The organism is Ruegeria sp. Ofav3-42 (genome assembly GCF_022347725.1).
Lineage (GTDB): Bacteria > Pseudomonadota > Alphaproteobacteria > Rhodobacterales > Rhodobacteraceae > Ruegeria.
Genome location: NZ_JAKRGB010000013.1, coordinates 96,044 through 120,442, shown reverse-complemented (window position 1 = coordinate 120,442; position 24,399 = coordinate 96,044). Strand labels below are relative to the sequence as shown.

Below are 24,399 nucleotides of genomic sequence, written 5' to 3'. Positions count from 1 at the left end.
CAGGAAGGGTCGTCCAGCCACTGGTATGAAATCGGGCGGCACCTCCCCCAAGTCCACGGATCACGGAACAAATCGCCAATGGGGGGCAACCCTTGTCGAAAAGGCAGCGCCGTGGATAGTGTGAGGTTCACGGCTCCGATGTAATCTCCCGGCATTGATGGTCGCATCCTGTTGGCCATCGTAGTTTGGCGTCGTTCTTACTTGCCAGAGGTGGGTCACATTATCCCATACCTAACCATCTGTATGTCAGGGCGATTGCACTTTGTTGATTGATGTGATCATTGTTGTCTCTCATGAAATCACTCTTTGGACGATCACATTAAATTTCGTCTAAAAGATTGAAATTAATAAATAAATATTAGAAGGGAGTGCTGGTTTGGCGAACAAGGAGGCCACTGCCAGGATAAAGATAAATAGGCTTTTAGAGAGCGCAGGTTGGCGGTTTTTTGATGACGAGAACGGCACGGCGAACATTGTTTTAGAGCCCAATATAAAAATCTCTCAGGATGATCTTGATCGCCTTGGTGATGATTTAGAGAAAACCACTAACGGATTTGTTGATTTTTTGCTCTTGGATGGTGATGGAAAGCCACTGTTAGTTCTTGAGGCAAAGTCCGAGGACAAAAACCCATTGGTCGGAAAGGAGCAAGCCAGACGTTACGCACGGTCACAAGATGCTCGATTTGTGATCCTCAGCAATGGGAACATCCACTACCTCTGGGACTTGAGGCAAGGAAACCCTACTGTAATTACAACATTTCCAGCGCTAAACGAAATCGGACATCACTATCAGTTTGAGCCTGATGCGGAGCGCTTGGCGAGCGAGCACGTTGCGGAAGACTACATCGCACTAACTCAAATGCCCGGTTATGCACAGGAGGCCGCGTGGCGAGCTGAAGCAGAGCGGGTGGGCTTTGTCGAAAAGAACAAGCTAAGATTTTTGAGAAATTACCAACTCGGGGCCGTCAGGAGCGTTCAGGAGGCGGCAAAAACCGGTGCAACGCGCTTCCTATTCGAGATGGCGACGGGGACTGGCAAGACCCTTACCTCTGCTGCGCTCATCAAAATGTTTTTGAAAACGAGAAACGCAAAGCGCGTTTTGTTCCTCGTTGACCGCCTTGAATTGGAAGTGCAGGCTGACAAGGCTTTCAAGGAATACTTGAAAAACGATTTCACTTCAGTGATCTACAAAGAGCAAAAGGACGATTGGCGAAAGGCTGACATCGTCGTCACAACGGTTCAATCATTATTGTTCAACGATAAGTTCAGGCACAAATTTGCTCCGACAGATTTTGATCTTGTCATTTCCGATGAAGCCCATCGATCAATCGGTGGCAACGCACGAGCAGTCTTCGAGTATTTCATTGGTTACAAGCTTGGGCTTACCGCCACTCCACGTGACTACCTAAAGGGCGGGAAGAAGGACGGTTCCACTCGAGACCCACGCGAAACTGAGCGTCGCATGATGCTCGACACTTACCGCACATTTGGTTGTGCTTCAGGTGATCCGACCTTCCGCTACTCGCTCATTGACGGGGTGCGAGATGGTTTTCTCATCAACCCCTATGTCGTTGATGCTCGCACCGGTGTTACTACTCAGCTCCTTTCGGATGAAGGATTTGTCATTGAGACAACCGACAAAGATGGGAACGAAGTCAAGGAAGCGTTCGCGGGGAGAGATTTCGAGAAGAAGTTCTTCGCCGAGGCAACCAATTTAGCTTTCTGCAAGACACTCTTGGAGTACGGGTTGCGTGATCCGATCTCAGGTGAATTTGGCAAGACCATCGCTTTCTCAGTTAGCCAAAACCACGCCGCCAAAATCACCCAAGTCCTCAATGAAATGGCCGATCAGCTTTGGCCGGGACGATACAACTCTGATTTTGCTATGCAGGTAACGAGCCACGTCACCGACGCCCAGCGCATGACCGTGAACTTTGCCAACAACAACCTTGGTGGCCATAGCGGGTTCTTGGAAAACTACCGCACCTGCAAGGCTCGGGTTTGCGTCACCGTAGGCATGATGACCACAGGATACGATTGCCCTGACTTGTTGAACCTCGCCCTGATGCGGCCAGTGTTTTCGCCTTCAGACTTCGTTCAAATCAAAGGACGGGGAACGCGTAAGCATAACTTTGTAGCGGAAATGTTCGACCCTGCCCAAAAAGCCGCCCTTGGCGATGCCCCAAAAGACACCTTCCGGCTCTTCGACTTCTTCGCGAATTGCGAGTACTTCGAGGAAAAATTCCAATACGATGAGGAATTGACGCTTCCACCGCCTCCCACTATGCCGCTGACGACAGGGTACGAAGGCGGTGAGAATAACACCACCCATAGCGGGATCGGCAGCTATGAGCACTTCGCACCAGATGATATTGTCTCACAGGTGGAAACGCAGATCGGCACGGAAGGGATGCGGATCGACCGGGAACTGTTCCGAAAGTTCGAAGAACATGCGCGTGGCGATGACGCGCTTTCGCAGCTTGTTGAAGCGCAGAATTGGGAGGCTGCGACCCGCCACGTAATTGAAGAAATCTTCGACAAACCGAACGAGTTCTACAACCTTGAAAAACTCCGCCGTGCTGCAGGTGTAGATCGCCGTATCTCTGTTCGCGAGTTGATCGAAAAGGCGTTCGGCTTCATTCCCAAGTTTAAGAGTAAATCTGAGCTGGTCGAGGATGAATTCCAAAACTTCCTAATCGATCAACAGCCTGAAGAAGGCGACCACATCCGCGAGATGCGCTATTTCTTCGAGGCATACATCCGAGATGCCCATGTTCGCGCCAAGATCGACGCTGGCCAGTTCGCGGACCTCAATGTAAATCCCACTTTCACGACGCGCGACCTCAAGGACGTCCCCAAAGAGTGGCGCAAACGCATACCCGAATACATCAAGGACTATGTGTCCTTGAACCCGTTCATGTGATGAAAGAACCCAATGCTCGACGCCGAAACAAAAAGAAGAATTGATACTTGCCGCGACATCCTCGTGGGCAAGGTCCCCGATCCGAAAAGCCAAGTAGAACAGATCACCGTCGCGCTAATCTACAAGTTTATGGACGATATGGACCTTGAGGCCGAGGAGATGGGCGGTAACCCGACCTTTTTCACAGGCGAGTATGAGAAGTTCCGCTGGTCCAAACTGGTCGCCCCCGGCGTGACCGGACAGGATATGCTCAACACCTATTCCGAAGCGCTGACCAAGATGGTCGAGAATGACGGTCTTCCTGCGCTATTCAGGCAAATTTTCCGCAACGCTTATCTGCCTTACCGCGATCCCGAAACGCTAAGGTCCTTCCTGCGCGAGATCAACGGCTTTATCTACGATCATAGTGAGCGTTTGGGCGACGCCTTTGAATACCTCCTTTCCGTCCTTGGAAGTCAGGGCGATGCGGGTCAGTTTCGCACTCCACGCCATATCATCGATTTCATGGTCGAGATCATTGACCCACAGAAAAACGAGGTGATCCTTGATCCAGCCTGCGGCACGGCGGGTTTCCTAATTTCGGCCTACAAGCACATCTTGAAAATGAACTCCTCGGATGCTGGGCCAGACGAACACATAGATGAGGTTAATGACGTCACTGAACTTGGTTTGGAGCATCCGCAAAGATTTAGTGGTGACCTTCTGTCTTCCGAGGATCGACGCGCGTTGGCCAACAACATTACGGGTTACGATATTTCCCCGGACATGGTTCGCTTAAGCTTAGTCAACTTGTACCTTCACGGTTTTGCCAGCCCTAAAGTGCAAGAATACGATACCCTCACCAATGATGCATTGTGGAACGACACTGCCGATGTGATCTTGGCTAATCCACCATTCATGACGCCAAAAGGTGGGATTAAGCCTCACACGCGTTTTCAGGTACAATCTAAACGTAGCGAAGTACTTTTTTTGGACTACATTATCGAGCATCTCAATCCGAATGGCCGTGCCGCAGTTGTGGTGCCTGAGGGGGTCAGCTTTGTTGGGCAAAGTGCCTATAAGCAGCTACGTACTAAACTCATTCAAGATTGCTACCTTGTGGCGGATGTAACTCTTCCTCACGGTGTTTTTAAGCCCTACGCAAGTGTTAAGACGCATATTTTGATCATCGATAGATCGCTCGCAAAGCATGCCTCCGATGTGTTGTTTGTGGAGATTGAGAACGATGGCTTCTCACAGACTGACACTAGAGAACGAGTTGATGGCTCCCAACTTCCAGCTGCAAAATCGGCGCTTAAAAGGTATTTTTCGAGTTTATTGAAGGGGACAGAGTGGCAGGATATTCGTGACGAAGTAACTGCGTACCGTGTACACAAAAAGGAGCTCCTTGGAGGGCGGAATTTCCACTTGCTCGGGCGCTGGCACGATTTGCCAAATCGTATCACCCACAAAGTCGGAATTGATCTCATGAAGTTAGGCGACTTTTGTTCAATCAAAAAAGGGTTGTCTCCTAACATGGCAACGCCTCCCGGCGAATATGTGCTTGTCGTACCGGCGGAAGCCCGAAAATCCTCAGACCACTGGGATTTTGAAGGCGAAGCCGTTTGTGTTCCGCTGGTCTCATCCGCCGGACATGGCAAGGCAGATATCAAAAGACTGCATTATGAAAATGGGAAGTTTGCTTTAGCCAACACGATGTGCGCGCTTTTTGTCGACCCTAAACACAAAGTGCGGCCTCGGTACATTCATCTTCTTTTGGAGGCGACGAAAGAACAAGCACTTGTGCCGCTTATGTGCGGTGCAACGAATGTGACTATGGATAGTGAACAATTGGCAGAACTGTTGCTGCCTATTCCTTCGATTGGCCTTCAGGATGAAATCATCGAAACTCATCTAATTCGCAGTAAAGCTGCCGATCTCGTTCGATCCGCTGAAACTATACTCGACAATTCGTTAGACAAGGGCGTTCATGAGGTCGCTAAGCGAATTTCGTCAGAGGCAGGTAATCTTCTGACCTCCGCTGAGAAACGGCGAGATATTTCTACAGTGCTTGGCATTTGAGGATGATTAGAGCTGAAAACGAGAATTCCTATCGAAACGGAAACATGCGAGAATGACCTCGCTCTACGCCATATCAGATGGAAAGCAGTGTCCTGCCGTACGTCGGGCACTCGGCAATGAAAATCTGATCGAAGGCTGTGTGGAGGCCGACCCGAGCCGCTTGGTCCTTGATGCGATAACGTGTTTCTAGGCTCAGTCTCGCCCTCGGCTGTGACAGTTAGGAATGCGCACTTTTTGTCATACTGAGTTTACAGAGGACCCTGATAGGGAACCCTGTTTCCATAACACAAAGCATGAAGAGTGCCGGGCAATCCCGTCTGGCCACCAACCGGTTCTCCGCCGGTGGTTTCCGCGCATTGCGGCATGCGCTTCAGTCGAAGAAGGAGATCAGCAATGGCTGATATCAACACCGTGCTTGGATGGTCCGATCCAACCCCGTGGGGCCAAGACCGTGACCCACATGCTAAACCCGAGAACATCAAACCCGAGACATGGGTTCGGTCTGACCTGATCGTTCGGCCTGAGAAGGTGGGTGCTGCCCAAGACATGGGCTATCCGGCATTCTACTCGGATCAAATCTGGCGCGTGCATGACGGCGAAAGCTTCGTTCTCGATTGTCCTGACGCAATCGCCACCCACACTGTCGCGTCTTACTATCGGCTCTGGGCAGGCGAACTGCCTGATGAGATCGAAGACGACACTGACGCCCCGATCTCGGACGAGCTTTCAGAGGAAGAACTGCTGCGTGCCCTGATGGACGCTCAAACTGAAGGAGACCGAGTATGAGCATTCACATGGCGGGCTCCGGAGAGGAGCAGATCATCGATCCAGCACAGGCTGAGCAGGACGACGCATTGGCGAAGGCTCTTACACAGTCAGACCTTCAGCGCCGCCGCACAGGCCTCAACACCATCCGTCAAACCCACCGGGTGGCCGAGGCCTACAACCGCGCGGTCTACGGTATAGGTGGTCATGATATCGACATTGATCCGCGTGCAGTGTCCGAGCGCCAGTGGCGTTGTGTTCTGAAGCTGGCTGCGACGTTTATCCGGAGCGGCGGCACCATGACCCCTGCTCAGGTGCGTCACGAGTGGGCGATCCACATGGCGCAGGAGGACACGCTGCAGTACCTCAACCACGACCTGCTTGTCCCGTTCGAGGAATTGGATGCGCGAGGCCAACTGATGGAGCGTGCAGGTACCGAGGCGATGCGTCGGGCGATGAACCCTCCACTGATCATCGAAGACTACACGGTGCTTGGCGAGGAAGAGTTGCGGCGGCAGATGCACGCGAATGACGATCAGGTTGCTGCAGGTGAGTTGGCTCGGCGTCGGGTGTTGTCATCGCTGGAGGCGCAAGCACGCCCATCTGATGCTTGAAACCGGTCAAAATAGGATGATGGTGTGGGGTTGGTGTGGGATTACACTGAACCCGCACACAGCAGAAATCATATAACTATATGGTTTAATTGGTCGGAGTGAGAGGATTCGAACCTCCGACCCCTGCCTCCCGAAGACAGTGCTCTACCAGGCTGAGCTACACTCCGACCGTGGCGCGTGATCTATACCCGAGGATTTGGATGTGCAAGAGGGATTTTTGGCCGCCAGCCTGAATTGCGCGTGACCGCTCTCACCTCGGTATCGTGTCAGGTCAGAACATCGGTCTGGTACAGTCGGATTTTTGTTCCTCCATGGTCCACAACTGGGCCGGGCGGCAGAAGTGGCAGGCGCGTTGAGCGGGCCAGGGATGCATTACTGGTCACGATGCCGACACGCCAGCCTTTGAACCGGGACTGCAAAGACTTTCCCAAGCTGCCGTAAACGGATCGCAGCCGCTTTTCATCTCCGATCCGTGTTCCATAGGGGGGATTGACGATGACGAGACCCGCGGCCTCCGACGGGGGTCTAATGTCGCTGACCGAACGCGTCTGAAACATTGTGACTTCTGCTACTACGGCGCGTTCCGCGTTTTTGGTAGATGCTTCGATCGCTCCGGTATTGCGGTCTGAGCCATGAAAGACAACGTCCGGTTTGATAAGAGACTGTTGCTGGCGCATTGACGACCAAAGGTCGGGGTCGAAACTGACCAAATCCTCGAAGGCAAAGCTGCGCGAGCGGCCAGGGCGCAGCCCCAACGCGATCTCGGCCGCTTCGATGACGAATGTGCCGGATCCACACATCGGGTCCAAAATCGGCTCGGACCCGTCAAATCCGCACTCGCGCAGAAACATCGCTGCCATGGTTTCGCGCATCGGGGCCTTGGCGACTGCGGGTTTGTGGCCGCGCTTGTGTAAAGGATCACCAGAGCTATCGACGGAAAAAGTGCACAGGTCCTTTTCAATGCGCAGAAGAACACGCACGCCTGCTTCATTTGAAATCGGTGCGCCGAGGGTTTCGGTGATCGCCTTTTCGACACGCTGCCGGGCAGCGCCGGCGTGGTAGATCCGGGACTTGCGACTCGTCGCTTCGACTTTGATCGGAACATCAGGCCGCAAAAACTCGGCCCAAGGAAATTTTCGCGCCCTCTTGTCCAGCTGCGCCAAATGAACTGCGGGAAAACCGCCCACCCGTACCAGAACCTTGTTCGCTCCACGCAGACAGAGGTTGGCCCGCCATACCTCGGGCCAGTTTCCCCGGCAGGTTACGCCGCCCGGTACAATTTTTGCGCCCGCGAATCCCTGTTCGGCCGCCTCGGCGCGCAATGGGCTTTCAAGGCCAGGCGTGGCCACCAGAAAGATTTCAAGATCGTCGTTTGGTTCCATATTTCGGTGCTTACACCGGAAGTGATGCGGGTGCGACATGCAATTTCAGCCGGGGAAAATGCCGGGCTTCCAAGGAAAGTGACATTTTATCGGTAATTTCGGCTGTAACGGGTTTGCGTTTGGCACCGTCCCCGCGTAAAGGGTCCCTGATCACAACGAAGCTTGGAACGAAAACAGGTGCTATGCGCCTTTTTTGCTCGCAGGCTCCCACATACAGATCGTTTTGTGCCACTATGCGGTGGTGGGAACGATGTGTTGCAGGAAAGAGGCTTGGAAGACCGTAGCGACATGCAAACTTTCAAACTGAAAAAAGGGTTGGAGTTGCCGGTGCAGGGTGCGCCTGAACAAACAATCCAACCGGGGCCTGAATTCAGTTCAGTCGGGGTTTTGGGGGCCGATTACCTGGGCCTGAAACCGCGCATGCTGGTTCAGGAAGGTGAAGTGGTTCAGCGGGGGACACCTCTGTTCTGCCACAAGGACGTGCCAGAGGCGATGATGGTCGCCCCGCTCAGCGGCAAGGTCGTGGCCATCAACCGTGGCGCACGCCGGGTTCTGCAGAGTGTCGTGATCGAGGTATCTGACGCCAATGACACGGGTCTGGACTTTTCGGGTGTGGGTGACGCCGACAGTGCCGAAGGTTTGACCGCGCGGCTTTGCGCAGCCGGGTTGTGGACTGCTTTCCGGACGCGGCCCTACTCGAAGATGCCCGAGCCGGGCACCAAGCCTGCAGCGATCTTCGTGACTGCGATGGACAGCGAGCCTTTGGCTGCTGACGCTGCGGTTATTATCAAGGATGCGGCCGACGCCTTTGCTGTTGGGTTAAGTGCCGTTGCCAAATTGACCGAGGGCAAGACCTACCTGTGCCAAAAAGACGGTGACACGCTTCCGGGCGCTGATGTAGCGAGTGTTGAGGCCGCGGCGTTCTCGGGACCTCATCCTGCAGGTCTGGCCGGAACGCACATTCACTTTCTTGAACCGCTGGCAGGTGAAAAGCAGGTTTGGACGATTGGCTATCAGGATGTCATCGCGATTGGCCGCCTGATGCAGACGGGTCACCTTGATCCAAACGTTGTGGTTGCCTTGTCCGGCCCCGGTGCGCGCCAGCCACGTCTGATCCGCACGGTTATGGGTGCGTCGACCGACGATCTGACGCGCGACGAGATCAATGTGGACGGCACGGCCCGCGTGATCTCGGGCTCGATCCTTTCGGGGCGCCATGCCGAAGGTCCGCAAGCCTATCTGGGTCGTTTCGCACGCCAGATCAGCATCATCCGCGAGGATCACGACCAGAATACGCTGGGTTGGATTCTTCCGATGCCGTCGAAATATGCTGTTCAACCCGTTCTGGGTTCGGCCTTTGCCAAGAAGCTGTTTGCCCTCACGTCCAACCTGAATGGCGGACGTCGTGCAATGGTGCCAACCGGCACGTTCGAAGAGCTGATGCCGCAGGACTACCTGCCAACACAGCTGCTGCGGGCTCTGTTGGTTATGGACACAGACTCTGCGCAGGCACTGGGTGCATTAGAGCTGGACGAAGAGGATCTGGGCCTTGTTGGCTTTGCCTGTCCGGCGAAATATGAATACGGGCTGGCGCTGCGCGACTGCCTGACCAAGATTGAAAAGGAGGGCTGATCCGAATGGGTTTGCGCAACTTCTTTGACCGGATCGAGCCGAACTTTACTAAGGGCGGCAAGTACGAGAAGTATTTCCCCATCTATGAGATGGTCGAAAGCTTCATCTACACTCCGAAAACTGTAACCACCGTCGCACCCCATGCGCGGTCTTATGTGGATATGAAGCGGATCATGACTTACGTCGTGATCGCGACAATCCCCTGTATCTTGTGGGGCATGTGGAACACCGGCTATCAGGCGAATTCCGCGATTGCGGCGCTGGGGCCGGACTCAGCCACGGGCTGGCGGATTGCCCTGTTGCAGATGTTTGGCATTTCTCTGGACCCTTCCAGCATCTTTGCCAACGTGATGCACGGGTTGCTTTACTTCCTGCCGATCTACATCGTGACGCTTGTGGCAGGGGGTATCTTCGAGGTTATCTTCGCCACCGTGCGCGGCCACGAAGTGAATGAGGGCTTCCTTGTAACCTCAATGCTCTACACGCTGATAATGCCTGCGAGCACGCCGCTCTGGCAGGTGGCTTTGGGCATCATCTTCGGTGTTGTGATCGGTAAAGAGGTGTTTGGCGGCACTGGTAAGAACTTTCTTAATCCAGCACTCGTGGGACGCGCGTTCCTGTACTTCGCTTATCCGGCTCAAATGTCGGGCGATTCAGTCTGGACACCGGTCGACGGGTTCTCGGGCGCAACCGCGCTGGGGGTTACCGCCGCTGAGGGCGTTCAGGCACTGGCGGCTGAGGGCATCACCTGGTCCAGCGCCTTCTTCGGATCCATTCAGGGCAGCTTTGGCGAGACATCGACATTGGCGTGCATAATTGGTCTGGCCTTCCTACTGATGACCAAGATCGCCAACTATCGCCTGATTGTGGGCTGTCTGGCCGGAACAATCGCGTTCACATGGCTGCTGAATTTGATCGGTTCGAATACCAACCCGATGTTCGCGATGCCGTGGTACTGGCACGTTGTGCTGGGCGGCTACGCGTTCGGTCTGGCCTTCATGGTGACTGAACCTGTTTCGGCAAGTCACACCAATCTGGGTCGCTACATCTACGGTGCGCTCATCGGTGTCATGGTTGTGTTGATCCGTGTGGTGAACCCCGCTTTCCCCGAAGGCATGATGCTGGCAATCCTGTTCGGTAACGTCTTTGCACCGCTGATCGACTACTTCGTCGTTCAGGCAAACATCAAACGGAGGGCGCGTCGCCATGTCTGATACGCAACCCCAAGAACCCAAGGGAGCGATTGCCCGGTTCCTGGCGGCTTCGCCGGACTCGGTTGGCAAGACGATCTTTGTTGCCGTCGCCGTCTGTCTGGTTGCTTCGATGGTCGTTTCGGCTGCAGCTGTCAGCCTGCGCCCGGTGCAGGAAGCAAACGCCCTGAAGGACAGGCAGGTCAACGTTTTGCAAGTGGCCGGTGTTTACGAGCCGGGCATCAACGTGAGCGAGGCTTTCGCTGCATTTGAACCCCACGTTCTTGAGCTGGCCACAGGCGAATTCGTTGATGACCGGTTTGATCCAGCGACCTTTGACGATAGTGCCGCCGCCAGCGACCCCGAGTTGAGTGTCGCACTGGATGACGACCCGGCGGGCATTGGGCGCAAGTCGAAGTACCGCGTGATCTATCTGCTGCGCGATGATGCGGGTGATTTGGACAAGGTGATCCTGCCGATTCATGGCTATGGCCTGTGGTCTACGCTCTTTGGCTTTATCGCCCTGGAGAATAACGGCAACGATATATTCGGCCTGCAGTTTTATCAGCACGGTGAAACACCTGGCCTTGGAGCTGAGGTGGACAACCCGCGTTGGAGAGCGTTGTGGAACGGTAAAAGGCTGCGCGATGACGCGGGCGATCTGCAGATCACCGTTGCCAAGTCGCAACCCGCCGCTGGTCCTGAGTTTTATGTCGACGCGCTGGCCGGTGCCACGCTGACCTCGGTTGGTGTCGATAACCTGGTGAAATTCTGGATGGGCGATGCGGGCTACGCTCCGTTCCTGGCCAAACTGCAAGCAGGAGAGTTCTGATGTCTCAGACCAAGAAAGAGATGCTGGTCGACCCGCTTGTCGACAACAACCCGATTACCTTGCAGGTGCTGGGCATTTGTTCGGCGCTGGCGGTGACCTCGTCATTGCAGGTTTCCTTCGTGATGGCGCTGGCGGTTACTTTCGTGACCTCGTTCTCGTCCTTCTTCATCTCGTGCCTGCGCAACCAGATCCCGGGTTCGATCCGGATCATCGTGCAGATGGTGATCATCGCTTCGCTGGTGATCCTGGTGGATCAGGTTCTCAAGGCCTATGCCTTCGAGATCTCAAAAACCCTGTCGGTTTTCGTTGGCCTGATCATCACCAACTGTATCGTGATGGGCCGCGCCGAGGCGTTTGCGATGAAGAACCCTCCGGTCGCGTCCTTCATCGACGGCATGGGCAATGGTATGGGATACGGTCTGATCCTGCTGCTGGTCGGCTTCATTCGTGAGCTGTTCGGAAATGGATCGCTGTTTGGCGTCACCATTCTGGAGACCGTCAACAATGGTGGCTGGTACGTGCCAAACGGCATGCTGCTGCTGCCGCCGTCCGCGTTCTTTATCATCGGTCTGATCATCTGGGCCTTCCGTACATGGAAGCCGAACCAGGTCGAAGAACGTGAATACAAAATTCAGCAGGTAGAGGCCCACTGATGGAAGGTCTGATTTCACTGGCCGTAAAGGCCATCTTTGTTGAAAATCTCGCGCTCAGCTTCTTCCTCGGCATGTGTACCTTCATCGCCGTTTCCAAGAAGATCTCGACGGCGCTGGGACTGGGTATCTCGGTGATGGTCGTTCAGGCGATCACCGTGCCGACGAACAACCTGCTGCTCAGCTATCTCTTGAAGCCGGGCGCGCTGGCTTGGGCCGGGTTCCCGGATGTGGACCTGACCTTCCTCGGCCTGATCTCGTATATCGGCGTGATCGCGGCGATGGTTCAGATCCTTGAGATGGTCTTGGATAAGTATTTCCCGCCTCTCTACAACGCGCTGGGGATCTTCCTGCCACTGATCACGGTGAACTGCGCCATCCTGGGTGGCTCACTGTTCATGGTTGAGCGTGACTATAACTTCGCCGAAGCCGCAACCTATGGTCTGTCTTCGGGCTTTGGCTGGGCGCTGGCGATCACCGCGATGGCGGGCGTTCGTGAAAAGCTGAAGTATTCGGATATTCCGGATGGTCTGCAGGGTCTTGGCATCACCTTCATCACCGCAGGACTGATGGCCATGGCCTTCATGTCCTTCTCGGGCGTAAAGCTGTAAGGAGGCGTCGATGGAAACTTTTGGCCTGGGCGTCGTCCTTTTTACCCTGATCGTTATTGCGTTGGTGGCTATCATCATGGCCGCGCGGTCGAAGCTGGTGTCGACCGGTGATGTGAACATAACCATCAACGGTGAGAAAACCATCTCCGTTCCTGCGGGCGGCAAACTGCTGCAGACGCTGGCGGCTGAAAAGCTGTTCGTCCCGTCAGCCTGCGGTGGCGGTGGTACTTGTGCGCAATGCCGTGTGCGTGTGCATTCGGGTGGTGGGTCTATCCTGCCGACCGAAGAGAGCCATATCACCAAGCGTGAAGCTGCCTGCGGCGATCGCCTGTCCTGTCAGGTTGCGGTCAAGCAGGACATGGACATTGAAGTCCCGGAAGAGGTCTTCGGTGTCAAAAAGTGGGAATGCACGGTGCGTTCGAACGAGAACGTAGCGACCTTCATCAAGGCGCTGACGCTGGACCTGCCCGAAGGTGAGGATGTGAATTTCCGCGCCGGTGGCTACATCCAGATCGAAGCCCCTGCGCACCAGTTGAAATACACTGATTTCGACGTTGAGGAAGAGTACCGCGAGGACTGGGACCGCTTCAATTTGTGGCAGTACGAGTCGGTTGTGAACGAGCCGATCGAACGTGCTTATTCGATGGCCAACTATCCGGACGAAAAGGGTATGATCATGCTGAACGTCCGTGTTGCCTCACCGCCTCCGGGGTCGGAAGGCATCCCTCCGGGTCAGATGTCGTCCTACATCTTCAACCTGAAGCCGGGTGACAAGGTCACGATCTCGGGTCCGTTTGGTGAGTTCTTTGCCCGCGAGACCGAGAAAGAGATGGTGTTCATCGGTGGCGGTGCTGGTATGGCGCCGATGCGTAGCCACATCTTTGACCAGCTCAAGCGTCTTGAGAACCGCAACCGCAAGATCAGCTTCTGGTACGGTGCGCGTTCAAAGAAAGAGATGTTCTTTGTCGAGGATTTCGACACGCTGGCCGAAGAATTCGAGAATTTCGAATGGCATGTTGCTCTGTCGGATGCGCAGCCTGAGGACGATTGGAAAGGCTATACCGGCTTCATCCACAACGTTCTGTTCGAGGAATACCTCAAGAACCACCCGGCACCCGAGGACTGCGAGTTCTACATGTGTGGTCCGCCAATCATGAACCAGTCGGTCATCAACATGCTGCTGGATCTGGGCGTGGACCGCGAAGACATCATGCTCGACGATTTCGGCGGGTAAGAAACAAAAAAGCCGGGGCATAAAGCGCCGGTTTCTTTTTTTTTGGGGGCAATGATTCAGAGGCGTATGTCGCTGACCTCAAGGGGCAGACATGATTTGACGTCAAAGAGCACACTTGTGCCCTTACCCAAAGCGCGAAATTGCGCGGGATCAGTTGCGAGAAACTCTTGATGCGCGACAGCTGGCACAAGACCGTCGTATGCGCCCTTTTCGGGGGGTGCGGTAAGTGAGATTCCATTTTCAGCTCGTGCCGCGTCTGGGTCAGCGTGCGGATCGTGCACGTCAACTCTTATTCCATCGTCCTCAAGCTCTTCGATGATATCGACAACCCTCGTGTTGCGAAGGTCCGGGCAGTTTACTTTGAACGTCAGGCCCATCACCAAAACACGTGCAGACCCCACATCGATACCGACGCGTGTCATCCGTTTGACAAGTCGTGAGACCACAAAGCTACCCATACTGTCATTCAAGCGACGGCCGGCCAGGATGATTTGCGGATAATGGCCAAAAGCCTCGGCCTTATGAATCAGATTATAGGGATCTACGCCGATGCAGTGCCCGCCGACAAGCCCGGGGCGGAAGGGCGGGAAATTCCACTTTGTTCCAGCGGCGCGTGGAACGGCGTCGGTATCGATGCCCAGACGCCCAAAGATCATGGCCAATTCGTTGACCAGTGCGATGTTCAGATCGCGTTGCGTGTTTTCGATGACCTTCGCGGCTTCGGCCACGCGGATGCTTTCAGGTTTATGGGTTCCAGCTGCGGTGATCCGGGCATAAAGCCCGTCCACCAGATCGGCTACTTCCGGGGTTGAGACAGCAGTCTCCTTACAGATATCCGAAATCGGTGTGTCTTGTCCCCAGGATTGATACGTTCGGGGCTGTAGCCGGCAAAGAAATCTGTGTTGAATAACAACCCGGAAACGCGTTCGAGTACTGGTACGCAGTCTTCCCCGGTTGCGCCCGGATAGATAGTAGCTTCGTAGATAGCCAAATTGCCCTTTTTCAGAGTTTGTCCGACGGTCTCGGACGCGCTTAGCAAGGGGGATAAATCCGGTTGTTTGCCCGCTGTGATGGGCGTCGGAACGGTGACAATAAGTGTATCACATGCGGCCAAGTCGGCAGGATTCGTCGCAAAGGTCAGACCTGTCGCCGCAGCCAGATCTTCAGGCTCGACTTCCTGTGTACTGTCCTGACCCGCGCGCAATGCCTCAATCCGTTCAGCATTAAGATCGAACCCGATGAATGGTCCGGTCTTACCAAAAGCCACGGCCAGAGGCAGGCCGACATAGCCCAACCCGATAGCGGCAATTTTGCGGGAACTGGGGTTAGTTTCGAACATTCGACTTCTCAGATTATTTTCCGTGGTAATCGCGGAGCCATTCCACGAAGCGTGGCGATCCCGTTTTAAAAACGGTCTGGGGACGATACCCCGTCAATCGTTGCAGCAGATCGGCGTTGGCCCAGGCCGCAGGAACATCCCCCATCTGTATTGGCATGTGGTTTCGGATTGCTTTCTTTCCGATGACGTCTTCGGTTGCCTCCACAAAATCCATCAGCCTGACTTTGTGGGCATTGCCGATATAGACCACGCACCACGGTGCCGCTGGCGAAAGGCTGTCACCTTCTGCGATTTCCTCTGCATTGGCGGGGCGAATATGCTGGACATTAATCAGCAGTCTGATCCCCCGGACCAAGTTATCCACATAGGTAAAATCCCGGTACATATCGCCGTGATTGTAGATATTGATCGGGCGTTCATTTAATATGGCATCTACGAATATATAGAGTGCCAGATCAGGGCATCCCCAGGTGCCGTGAACGGTAAAGAACCGAAACATCGTTGTCGGCACGCCCCAAAGATGCGCATAGGAGTGGCCCATGGCCTCATTCGCTTTTTTGGTGGCGGAGTAGATGGTCAGGGGCGTGTCGGCTTTTTCAACCTCGGTAAACGGCATCACTTCATTCGCGCCATAAACCGAGGACGTAGAGGCCATCAACAGGTGCTCGAACTTATGTCTGCACCTCCATCATGTTGAAGGTGCCGCCGATGTTCGAGTCGATATAGCTGCGAGGACTTTTAAGGACGATTCGCACACCGGCCTGACCGGCGAGGTGAACGATCACCTCTGGTTGACAATCCTCGGCAACCTGCAACAGCCTTTCGGCGTTTTCCAGCAAGTCCTCGGTTGCCGAGAACCCAGGGTTCTGCAGCAACATTTGGTGTCGGCGGTTCTTCAGTACGACGTAGTAATAGTCCGTCATCCCATCATAGCCGTGCACCCGAGATCCTTCGGGAAGCGCAGCAGCTTTGCCAGATGGAAGCCGATGAATCCCGCTGTTCCAGTAACCAAAACCCGCTTCTTTCCGCCCTCGACCTATGGCCAACTCAATTGCAGCAGCAAGGATACTGTCGGCCGCACAAGGTCAAAGGGAAACTCTGCCGGACCAGTCAGCCGACGATCATTTGCTTCATGCGCAGCGCTTCGTATTCCAGTTCCTTCAGTCGGAAATGAACCACGTCTCCGATTGTGATGATACCGCGCAGGTTGCCGTCACTCAGAACTGGCATGTGACGGAAACGCCCTTCGGTCATGGTCTTCAGGACATCATTCAGCAGATCATCCTGCGAGCATGTCTTAACCTCACGCGTCATCAGATCCTCAACGGATTGCGGCAAAGTCTGACCAGGTGTATCGGCCATGCGCCGCACGATGTCGCGTTCGGATAGAATGCCCTGCAGTGCACCGTTCTGGTCGGTCACGACAACGGCACCGATCCGTTTTTCCTTCAGAGTGTTCACGACCGAGTGGATCGTGTCATTCGGGCGCACCGAAAATACAGCATCCCCTTTGCCCTCAAGCAATTTGGCCACTGTCGTCTGGGTATGCGACAGGTTGGATTCAACCGACTGACTGTGGGTGCTTGTATCGGCCTTGTCGCCACGGGTGGGGGGCTGATATGAGGTTGGGGCCATTGGCAATCTCCTCTTATTTTTGAGATGGCTTTATCTACACCTTAACGCAGCCAACCGGTCTGTATAGGGTGCAAATGCCTCAACCGGGGAAAACTGCCGTAAAACAAGGATATCCGGCCCGTTGTCTGAGCTCTACCTAACCCCGCCCATCGCTGCGCTGATTTTCTTTGTAGTCGTGGTGTGCGGGCACAATTTTCGAATGGCCTGGAAACAGCAGACGTCGGGCTGGCAGAAAAAGGCCTGGTTGTTCGGTGTCCCGGCAGGCGTTGGATTGCTGGTGTTGGGGTTCCTGCCGCTAAAGCTCTGATGGCGGTTTGACTCTGCGGGGGGCCGCTGGCATATGCCGGGCACGGTTTTCCTCAGGAGGTCTCTCAATGCGCCTTTTGCCTGTTTTGGCTGTCGCAACACTTGTGTCCGGTTGTCTGTTCGACGAAGAACCCGAAGTGGTGCGCCTGTCAGGTGAAACTATGGGCACCACCTTCAACGTCACCGCCATCGGCACGGATGTGGATGAGGACGCGCTGGCCGTGGCCGTCGAAGGCACTCTGGCCGAAGTCAACGCCAAGATGTCCAACTGGGACCCCAATTCCGAAGTTTCGACGTTTTCCGCATCGACCAGCACCGCTCCGACCGAAGTGTCGGACGAATTCGCATTTGTCATCGCGGCGGCAAACGACGTACATGAAAAATCGGGCGGTACATTTGATGTCACCCTTGGCCCGCTGATCGAGCTTTGGGGCTTTGGTCCGCGCAAACCCGAAGATCCAGTACCATCGGATGCCGACATTCAAACAGCGCTCGACAGCGTCGGTCAGGCGCGTCTGCTGACGTTGAACAGCGAAAACGGTACTCTGGCCAAGTCGGATGCCGGAGTGGGTATCAATCTGTCCGCAATTGCCAAAGGGTATGGCATTGATGCTGTAGCCGGTGCCCTGCGCGACGCCGGGATCGAAAACTACATGGTCGAAATCGGCGGCGATCTGGTGACCATGGGTCAGAATGACAAGGGCGAGGCTTGGCGGATCGGGATCGAGAAACCCGAAGCAGGCGCTCAGAATATCCAACTGATCGTTGAATTGGACAACCTCGGTATGGCGACCTCGGGCGATTACAAGAACTTCTTCGAACAGGACGGTGTGCGCTATTCGCATATCATCGATCCGACGACGGGCCGCCCGATCACGCACCGCACGACTTCGGTGACTGTTCTGGCTGAAAATGCGATGATGGCAGATGCCTGGGCGACGGCGATGTTGGCCTTGGGTCAGGAAAAGGGCATGGAACTGGCCGAGGAACATAATCTTGCCGTGTATTTCATCTCGCGGGATGTGACAGGTGGCGAAGATGCCTATATCACGGTACACAGCACTGCGTTCAAAGACGCATTGGGCACCAACTGACGGGTAGGGACCGGAATGAGCACCTTTATCATAGCTTTCTTTCTGCTGCTGATCATCGTGGTTGGCATGTCCCTTGGTGTCATGCTGATGGGCAAGACCATCAAGGGCAGTTGCGGCGGTCTGAACGCGATTTCGGGCGCGGACAAATGCGTGGTCTGCAAGAAAGATGTCGACCCGAACAGCCCTTTGCGCGATCAGTTGCAGTGCAAACGCGCCAAGAAAATGCTGGACCAGATGGAACGCCAGGCCTGACGGCAGTTTCTGCTTCGCACTGAGGGTGAAACTGGCTAAGTAATCCCCGGAGAAATTCGGGGAGGACGCTGACTTGGCCAAAGCCAAAAACATCCTGTTCATCATGTTCGACCAGCTGCGCTGGGATTACCTGAGCTGTTATAGTCACCCGTATCTGGAAACCCCGAACATTGACAGGTTGGCCGCGAAAGGCGTGCGCTTTAATCGGGCATATATTCAATCTCCGATCTGCGGCAGCTCGCGCATGTCTACCTATACTGGGCGCTATGTGCATTCTCACGGTGCCTCGTGGAATGGCATTCCTCTGAAAGTTGGTGAGGTCACCATGGGTGATCATCTGCGCAAAGCCGGCATGGATTGCTGGTTGGTCGGCAAAACCCACATGCGGGCGGATGCCGAGGGGATGGCGCGGTTGGGTCTGGAACCCGACAGTCTGATCGGCGCGCGTGTGGCGGAATGCGGGTTCGACGTTTTTGAACGTGACGACGGAATGCTGCCGGAAGGACCGGACGGCTACTACGATCCGGATGGGGCGAAGGAATACAGCAAGTTCCTGACCGCCAAAGGGTATGAGAGTGATAATCCCTGGCACGACTTTGCCAATTCCGGGCTGGACGCGGATGGCAACGTCCTGTCGGGTTGGTTTCTGAAAAACTCGGCTGAGCCCGCGAATATTGCTGAAGAGGACAGCGAAACCCCCTATCTGACAGGTCGGGGCATCGATTTCATGGAAATGCATGATGGCCCGTGGTGCTGTCACCTGAGTTTTATCAAACCGCATTGGCCTTACATCGTGCCGGAACCCTACGCCTCGATGTTTGGTCCCGAGCATGTGTTGCCCGTGGTCCGGTCCGAGGCCGAGCGTCAGAATGCTCATCCGGTTTTGCGGGCGTTCATGGATACCAAGATAGGCCAAACATTCTCGCGCCAGGACGTGCGCGATGCGGTGATCCCGGCTTATATGGGGTTGATCAAGCAGGCTGACGATCAGATGGGCCGCCTGTTTGAATGGATGGAGAAAACGGGCCGGATGGAGGACACGATGATCGTGTTGACCTCGGACCACGGCGACTTTTTGGGCGATCATTGGATGGGAGAGAAAACGTTCTTCCACGACGCCTCAACCAAGGTGCCGTTGATCATCTACGACCCGTCGCCCGAAGCTGACGCGACCCGTGGCACAGTCAGCGATGCGCTGGTCGAATCCATCGATCTTGCCCCGACATTTGTGGATGTGGCGGGCGGAGATATTGCGGGTCATATCCTGGAAGGGCATTCCTTGTTGCCGATCCTGCATGGGCAACAGACCGAAACGCCCCGCGATGTGGTGATTTGCGAATACGACTACTCGGCGTCGCCGATTGCGGACGTTCTTAACGCCTCGGTAAGAGATGCGGTGATGTTCATGGCGGTCAACAAGAAGTGGAAGCTGATCCATTGTGAAGGCGGGCACCGGCCAATCCTCTTTGATCTCGAAAACGATCCGGAGGAACTCACCGATCTCGGAGACAGAGCGGACCATGCCGAAGCTATCGCCGAGATGTACGACCATCTGTTTGCCTGGACGCGCCGCCAATCGCAGCGCACAACCCGGTCGGAACAACAGTTGATCGAGATGCGGACCAAAAGCCGGGGTAGGGGGGTCGTCGTAGGGGTTTATGACGAAAACGATGCGCCGTTGGACCTGACCGTAAAGTATCGCGGCCGCAAAGCGCGCCCATATCAGGATATTACGAACAGGGAATGAGCCGTCGGGGCATTAATTCTGGCCGCCACCGCGTAAAACACGGTTCAATTGCCAAAGGCCAGAAGATACAAGACCGAGCAAGAGCAGAAATCCGGAGAGCCTCAATGACCGCCCCCAAACCCGTCGTCCTGTGCATCCTTGATGGTTGGGGCCTGTCCAATGACACGCAATCCAACGCGCCTTATCTGGCGAAAACTCCGACTTTCGATGCGATCATGGCCAATGGGCCACACGCCACGCTGATCACACATGGGCCGGATGTCGGATTGCCCAGCGGTCAGATGGGCAACTCTGAGGTGGGCCATACAAATATCGGCGCGGGGCGCGTTGTTGCGATGGACCTGGGGCAGATCGATCTGGCGATTGAGGATGGCAGTTTCTTTGAAAACGAAGCTTTGCAGGCATTCATTGCCAAGGTGAAGGCCGCGGGCGGGACGGCACACCTGATGGGCTTGGTATCGGACGGTGGCGTGCACGGTCACCTGAACCATATTGTCGCGGCGGCCAAAGCAATCACTGACGCGGGTGTTCCAGTGGCATTGCACGCTATCACGGATGGACGAGACGTTGCACCAAAATCCGCATTTACCTATCTGGCAGAGCTTGAAGATCAGCTGCCCGACGGCGCGTGTATCGTCACCGTCAGCGGGCGGTATTTTGCAATGGACCGGGACAATCGCTGGGAACGCGTCAGTGAAGCATATGATGCAATGATCAAAGGCCAGGGCCGTGCCGCGACGACTTCGCATGGGGCTGTGGATCACGCCTATAATCAGTCGGAAACGGATGAGTTCATCGTGCCCACAGTACTTGCAGGCTTTGACGGCATCAAAGATGGCGACGGTGTCTTCTGCCTGAATTTCCGGGCCGACCGCGCACGCGAAATCCTGCGGGCCATTGGCGAGCCAGACTTTGCCGAATTCGAAACCGGTCCGCGCCCGCAGTTATCTGCTTTGCTTGGCATGGTCGAGTATTCAGACGGTCACAATGCCTACATGACGACCGTGTTTCCCAAACGGGATATCGTGAATACCCTGGGTGAATGGGTTGCCAAGAAGGGTTTGCGGCAGTTCCGCTTGGCCGAGACCGAGAAATACCCTCATGTCACCTTCTTCCTCAATGGTGGGAAGGAAACACCTGAGGAAGGCGAAGACCGCTACATGCCGAAATCGCCTAAAGTTGCAACTTATGACATGCAGCCTGAAATGTCGGCTCCTGAAGTAACCGCCAAATTCGTTGAAGCGATCGAAGCGGGGTATGACCTGATCGTCACCAATTATGCCAACCCGGATATGGTCGGTCACACAGGTGATCTGCAGGCTGCCCTCAAGGCTTGCGAGGCTGTCGATCTGGGTTTGTCGCAGGTTGTTGCCACGTTGAACAAGGTCGGTGGCGCGATGATCGTCACCGCTGATCACGGCAACTGCGAAGTCATGGTCAATCCGAAAACGGGCGGCCCGCATACTGCACATACGCTGAACCTGGTGCCGGTGGCGCTGGTCGGTGGACCAGAGGGTGCGACTTTGCGCGATGGCCGTCTTTCCGACCTGGCTCCAACATTGCTGGATTTGATGGGGCTTGAGCAACCGCCAGAGATGACGGGTCAGAGCCTGCTTTCATGAGGGCGCGCGCGCTAATCCTGGCGTTGTTTTTGGCTTCGTCCGCCAGCGCTCAGAACGATCCGTCTACGGCGGCTCTGAATGCCGCCCGGATGCTGGAACGGGCGTCGATCAACCTGACCGAAGCGGACGGGGCTCGTGATCGCGTTCGTGCCCTTACCGAGACCATTCAAGCCTATGAGGCCGGGTTGTCGGCGATGCGTGACGGGTTGCGCATGGCCGCCACACGCGAGGCGCAATTGACGGCGGAACTACGTGCGCGGGAAAAGGATGTGGCGCAGCTGTTGGGCGTGTTGCAGACCATTGAAACAACCGCGCCCCCTGTTCTGATGCTGCATCCATCTGGCCCTCTTGGGTCAGCGCGGGCGGGTATGATGTTGTCCGAGGTCACGCCTGGTTTGAACGCCCGCGCGCAGGCTCTGGCCCGCGATCTGCAAGAAGTTCAAACCCTGCGCCAACTACAGCAAAACGCCTCGGAAACTCTGGTTGAAGGGCTGACTGGCGTTCAGAATGCGCGCACCAGGCTCAGTGAGGCCATAGCCGACCGCACCGACCTGCCGCGCCGTTTTGTCGAAGACCCGGTGCGCACTGCTATCCTGATCTCGTCGACCGAAACACTAGATGGTTTTGCCAGCGGTCTGTCCGAAATCTCGGAAGGTGAGATTGCCGAGACAAACGCGGATGTTTCGAACAGGAAGGGGCAGATCGCCTTACCAACCCAAGGGGTCGTTCTGCACCGCGCAAATGAGACCGATGCGGCGGGCGTGAATCGCCCCGGAGTGGTTTTGGCCACGCGACCACGTGCAATTGTTACATCACCGACAGCAGCGACAATCCGGTACCGGGGACCATTGCTGGAGCTTGGGAATGTGATGATCCTTGAGCCTCAACCGGGTTTGTTGTTCGTGTTTTCAGGCCTGCAGGAGGTTTATGGCGACACCGGTCAGGTGATTCCCGAAGGGACTCCGGTTGGGCTGATGCCCGGTGAAACGCCCGAAATCGGCGCTATTTTGTCAACAAGCAGTGATGGCACTGGAACTGACCGGTCAGAAACGCTCTATATAGAGGTAAGACAGAATAATACCCCCGTGGACCCGGAATCATGGTTTCGGACCGACAAGGATGGATAAACGAGTATGAAGAAATTTCTGATGGCCGGCCTGGCTGGAACCGTGGCAGGTGTAATCGCAACCACACAAATCGCTGGTCCGTTGCTGGCGCAAGAGGCCGACCGCAAGGCCAGCGTGTACGAACAACTTGATCTGTTCGGCGATATTTTCGAACGTATCCGCGCCCAGTATGTCGAAGAGGTTGAGCCCGAAGAACTGATTGAAGCAGCCATTGACGGCATGCTGACATCGCTTGACCCGCATTCCAGCTACCTTTCGCCCGATGATGCTGAACAAATGCGCGTGCAGACGCGAGGCGAGTTCGGCGGCCTAGGTATCGAAGTCACGCAGGAGGAAGGCTTTGTCAAAGTCGTATCTCCAATTGATGACACTCCGGCGGATGAGGCCGGAATCGAAGCGGGTGACTTCATCACTCATGTCGACGGCGAAAGCATTCTGGGTTTGACATTGGACAAAGCCGTTGATCTGATGCGCGGCCCTGTCGGATCGGAAATCGTCATCACAGTCGTTCGGGAAGGTGAGCAGGAGCCCTTCGATGTCACCATCATCCGCGACACCATCAAGCTGACGGCAGTTCGCGCCCGGACCGAAGGCACCAGCGTAGTTCTGCGCGTGACCACATTCAACGACCAGACGTTTCCGAACCTGCAAGAGGGTTTGAATGAGCAGATCGAAGAGGCCGGTGGTCTCGAAAAGGTCAACGGCGTCGTTCTGGACCTCAGAAACAATCCCGGCGGATTGCTGACGCAGGCCATCAAGGTCTCGGATGCGTTCCTGAACGAAGGTGAGATCGTTTCCACCCGCGGTCGCGACCCAAGCGATGGTGAACGGTTCAACGCGACGCCAGGCGATTTGGCGGAAGGCAAGCCAATCGTTGTTCTGATCAATGGCGGATCGGCCTCGGCTTCCGAGATCGTTGCCGGTGCGCTACAGGATCACCGTCGTGCGATTGTCGTCGGCACCAAAAGCTTTGGCAAAGGTTCGGTTCAAACGGTCATGCCGCTGCGTGGTGATGGTGCAATGCGCCTGACCACCTCGCGGTACTACACGCCGTCGGGCCGCTCGATTCAGGCGCTGGGTGTCAGCCCCGACATCATCGTCGAACAGCCACGCCCAACACCGGATGCCGAGGAAGACGAAGCAGACGCGCGCACACGGTCTGAAGCGGATCTGCGCGGCAGCCTGAACAACGACAGTCTGAGCGAAGACGAAGTCCGTCAGATCGAAGAAGACCGCGCCAAGGCTGAAGCTACGGCTGAGTTGCGGGAAGAGGATTATCAGCTGGCTTATGCCATCGATATCCTCAAAGGTCTGTCGGCGTTCAATCCTACTGGTGGTCCGTCCCAGTAAACCGATCATAGGGGCCGCCGATATCGGCGGCCC

At 55.4% G+C, this 24,399-nt stretch carries 19 protein-coding genes, 1 tRNA gene, 2 pseudogenes and 1 riboswitch; of the genes and pseudogenes, 17 read left to right on the top strand and 5 right to left on the bottom strand.

Going from position 1 to position 24,399, the window contains the following annotated elements; genetic code table 11:
* Positions 1-376: 376 nt before the first annotated feature.
* The 4 genes from MHN28_RS18260 to MHN28_RS18245 all read left to right on the top strand — a co-directional run bounded on the left by MHN28_RS18260 (position 377) and on the right by MHN28_RS18245 (position 6,363).
* Positions 377-2,923: a DEAD/DEAH box helicase family protein gene (locus tag MHN28_RS18260; protein WP_239344003.1), complete on the top strand. Its 2,547-nt coding sequence runs from the start codon at positions 377-379 to the stop codon at positions 2,921-2,923.
* A 12-nt stretch (positions 2,924-2,935) separates the two neighbouring features.
* On the top strand, positions 2,936-4,984 hold the full coding sequence (locus MHN28_RS18255) for an N-6 DNA methylase (RefSeq protein ID WP_239344002.1): 2,049 nt from the start codon (positions 2,936-2,938) through the stop codon (positions 4,982-4,984).
* 286 nt (positions 4,985-5,270) lie between these two features.
* Positions 5,271-5,380: riboswitch (SAM-I-IV-variant riboswitch) on the top strand.
* Entirely contained in the window at positions 5,378-5,770 is a 393-nt protein-coding gene (locus tag MHN28_RS18250) for a hypothetical protein (protein ID WP_239344001.1), read from the top strand. (Overlaps the previous riboswitch by 3 nt.)
* Positions 5,767-6,363, top strand: a complete 597-nt coding sequence (locus MHN28_RS18245) for a hypothetical protein (protein WP_239344000.1) — start codon at positions 5,767-5,769, stop codon at positions 6,361-6,363. The genes MHN28_RS18250 and MHN28_RS18245 overlap by 4 nt, the downstream gene beginning before the upstream one ends.
* Before the next feature lie 90 nt (positions 6,364-6,453).
* Here the strand turns inward: MHN28_RS18245 and MHN28_RS18240 are convergent.
* A tRNA-Pro gene (locus MHN28_RS18240) sits at positions 6,454-6,530 on the bottom strand.
* Positions 6,531-6,629: 99 nt separating this feature from the next.
* Positions 6,630-7,745, bottom strand: coding sequence for a class I SAM-dependent RNA methyltransferase (locus MHN28_RS18235; protein WP_239343999.1), 1,116 nt, complete (start codon positions 7,743-7,745; stop codon positions 6,630-6,632).
* A 288-nt stretch (positions 7,746-8,033) separates the two neighbouring features.
* Here MHN28_RS18235 and MHN28_RS18230 point away from each other — a divergent pair, with 288 nt between their 5' ends.
* From MHN28_RS18230 to nqrF, 6 genes are read left to right on the top strand one after another with little or no spacing between them, the layout of a single operon-like run.
* Positions 8,034-9,377, top strand: a complete 1,344-nt coding sequence (locus MHN28_RS18230; RefSeq protein ID WP_239344033.1) for a Na(+)-translocating NADH-quinone reductase subunit A — start codon at positions 8,034-8,036, stop codon at positions 9,375-9,377.
* Positions 9,378-9,382: 5 nt separating this feature from the next.
* The gene (locus MHN28_RS18225; RefSeq protein WP_239343998.1) at positions 9,383-10,591 is read left to right on the top strand and encodes an NADH:ubiquinone reductase (Na(+)-transporting) subunit B; all 1,209 of its coding nucleotides are present in this window, start codon (positions 9,383-9,385) and stop codon (positions 10,589-10,591) included.
* Positions 10,584-11,399, top strand: a complete 816-nt coding sequence (locus MHN28_RS18220) for a Na(+)-translocating NADH-quinone reductase subunit C (protein WP_239343997.1) — start codon at positions 10,584-10,586, stop codon at positions 11,397-11,399. The genes MHN28_RS18225 and MHN28_RS18220 overlap by 8 nt, the downstream gene beginning before the upstream one ends.
* On the top strand, positions 11,399-12,052 hold the full coding sequence (locus MHN28_RS18215) for an NADH:ubiquinone reductase (Na(+)-transporting) subunit D (protein ID WP_170614094.1): 654 nt from the start codon (positions 11,399-11,401) through the stop codon (positions 12,050-12,052). The genes MHN28_RS18220 and MHN28_RS18215 overlap by 1 nt, the downstream gene beginning before the upstream one ends.
* On the top strand, positions 12,052-12,660 hold the full coding sequence (nqrE, locus tag MHN28_RS18210; protein ID WP_010441340.1) for an NADH:ubiquinone reductase (Na(+)-transporting) subunit E: 609 nt from the start codon (positions 12,052-12,054) through the stop codon (positions 12,658-12,660). The genes MHN28_RS18215 and nqrE overlap by 1 nt, the downstream gene beginning before the upstream one ends.
* A gap of 10 nt (positions 12,661-12,670) precedes the next feature.
* Positions 12,671-13,894 carry an NADH:ubiquinone reductase (Na(+)-transporting) subunit F gene (nqrF, locus tag MHN28_RS18205; RefSeq protein ID WP_239343996.1) on the top strand — a complete coding sequence of 408 codons (1,224 nt, stop codon included), beginning with the start codon at positions 12,671-12,673 and terminating at the stop codon, positions 13,892-13,894.
* Between the two features lie 56 nt (positions 13,895-13,950).
* Here the strand turns inward: nqrF and MHN28_RS18200 are convergent.
* The 3 genes and pseudogenes from MHN28_RS18200 to MHN28_RS18190 all read right to left on the bottom strand — a co-directional run bounded on the left by MHN28_RS18200 (position 13,951) and on the right by MHN28_RS18190 (position 16,868).
* A pseudogene (locus tag MHN28_RS18200) lies at positions 13,951-15,233 on the bottom strand (nucleotide sugar dehydrogenase).
* Between the two features lie 13 nt (positions 15,234-15,246).
* Positions 15,247-16,245 (bottom strand): annotated as a pseudogene (locus MHN28_RS18195) (GDP-mannose 4,6-dehydratase).
* Between the two features lie 98 nt (positions 16,246-16,343).
* Positions 16,344-16,868, bottom strand: coding sequence for a CBS domain-containing protein (locus MHN28_RS18190; protein ID WP_239343995.1), 525 nt, complete (start codon positions 16,866-16,868; stop codon positions 16,344-16,346).
* Between the two features lie 121 nt (positions 16,869-16,989).
* Between MHN28_RS18190 and MHN28_RS18185 the strand changes: the two genes are divergently transcribed.
* From MHN28_RS18185 to MHN28_RS18155, 7 genes are all read left to right on the top strand, one after another.
* The gene (locus tag MHN28_RS18185) at positions 16,990-17,175 is read left to right on the top strand and encodes a hypothetical protein (protein WP_239343994.1); all 186 of its coding nucleotides are present in this window, start codon (positions 16,990-16,992) and stop codon (positions 17,173-17,175) included.
* Positions 17,176-17,242: 67 nt separating this feature from the next.
* Positions 17,243-18,268, top strand: a complete 1,026-nt coding sequence (locus MHN28_RS18180; protein WP_239343993.1) for an FAD:protein FMN transferase — start codon at positions 17,243-17,245, stop codon at positions 18,266-18,268.
* A 15-nt stretch (positions 18,269-18,283) separates the two neighbouring features.
* A complete protein-coding gene (nqrM, locus tag MHN28_RS18175; RefSeq protein ID WP_239343992.1) occupies positions 18,284-18,520 on the top strand; it encodes a (Na+)-NQR maturation NqrM in 237 nt (78 codons plus the stop codon).
* A 73-nt stretch (positions 18,521-18,593) separates the two neighbouring features.
* Positions 18,594-20,267, top strand: a complete 1,674-nt coding sequence (locus MHN28_RS18170) for a sulfatase-like hydrolase/transferase (protein ID WP_239343991.1) — start codon at positions 18,594-18,596, stop codon at positions 20,265-20,267.
* 104 nt (positions 20,268-20,371) lie between these two features.
* The gene (gpmI, locus tag MHN28_RS18165) at positions 20,372-21,889 is read left to right on the top strand and encodes a 2,3-bisphosphoglycerate-independent phosphoglycerate mutase (protein WP_239343990.1); all 1,518 of its coding nucleotides are present in this window, start codon (positions 20,372-20,374) and stop codon (positions 21,887-21,889) included.
* Positions 21,886-23,016, top strand: coding sequence for a murein hydrolase activator EnvC (locus MHN28_RS18160; RefSeq protein WP_239343989.1), 1,131 nt, complete (start codon positions 21,886-21,888; stop codon positions 23,014-23,016). The genes gpmI and MHN28_RS18160 overlap by 4 nt, the downstream gene beginning before the upstream one ends.
* A 6-nt stretch (positions 23,017-23,022) precedes the next feature.
* Positions 23,023-24,366, top strand: coding sequence for a S41 family peptidase (locus tag MHN28_RS18155; protein ID WP_239343988.1), 1,344 nt, complete (start codon positions 23,023-23,025; stop codon positions 24,364-24,366).
* Positions 24,367-24,399 lie beyond the last annotated feature (33 nt).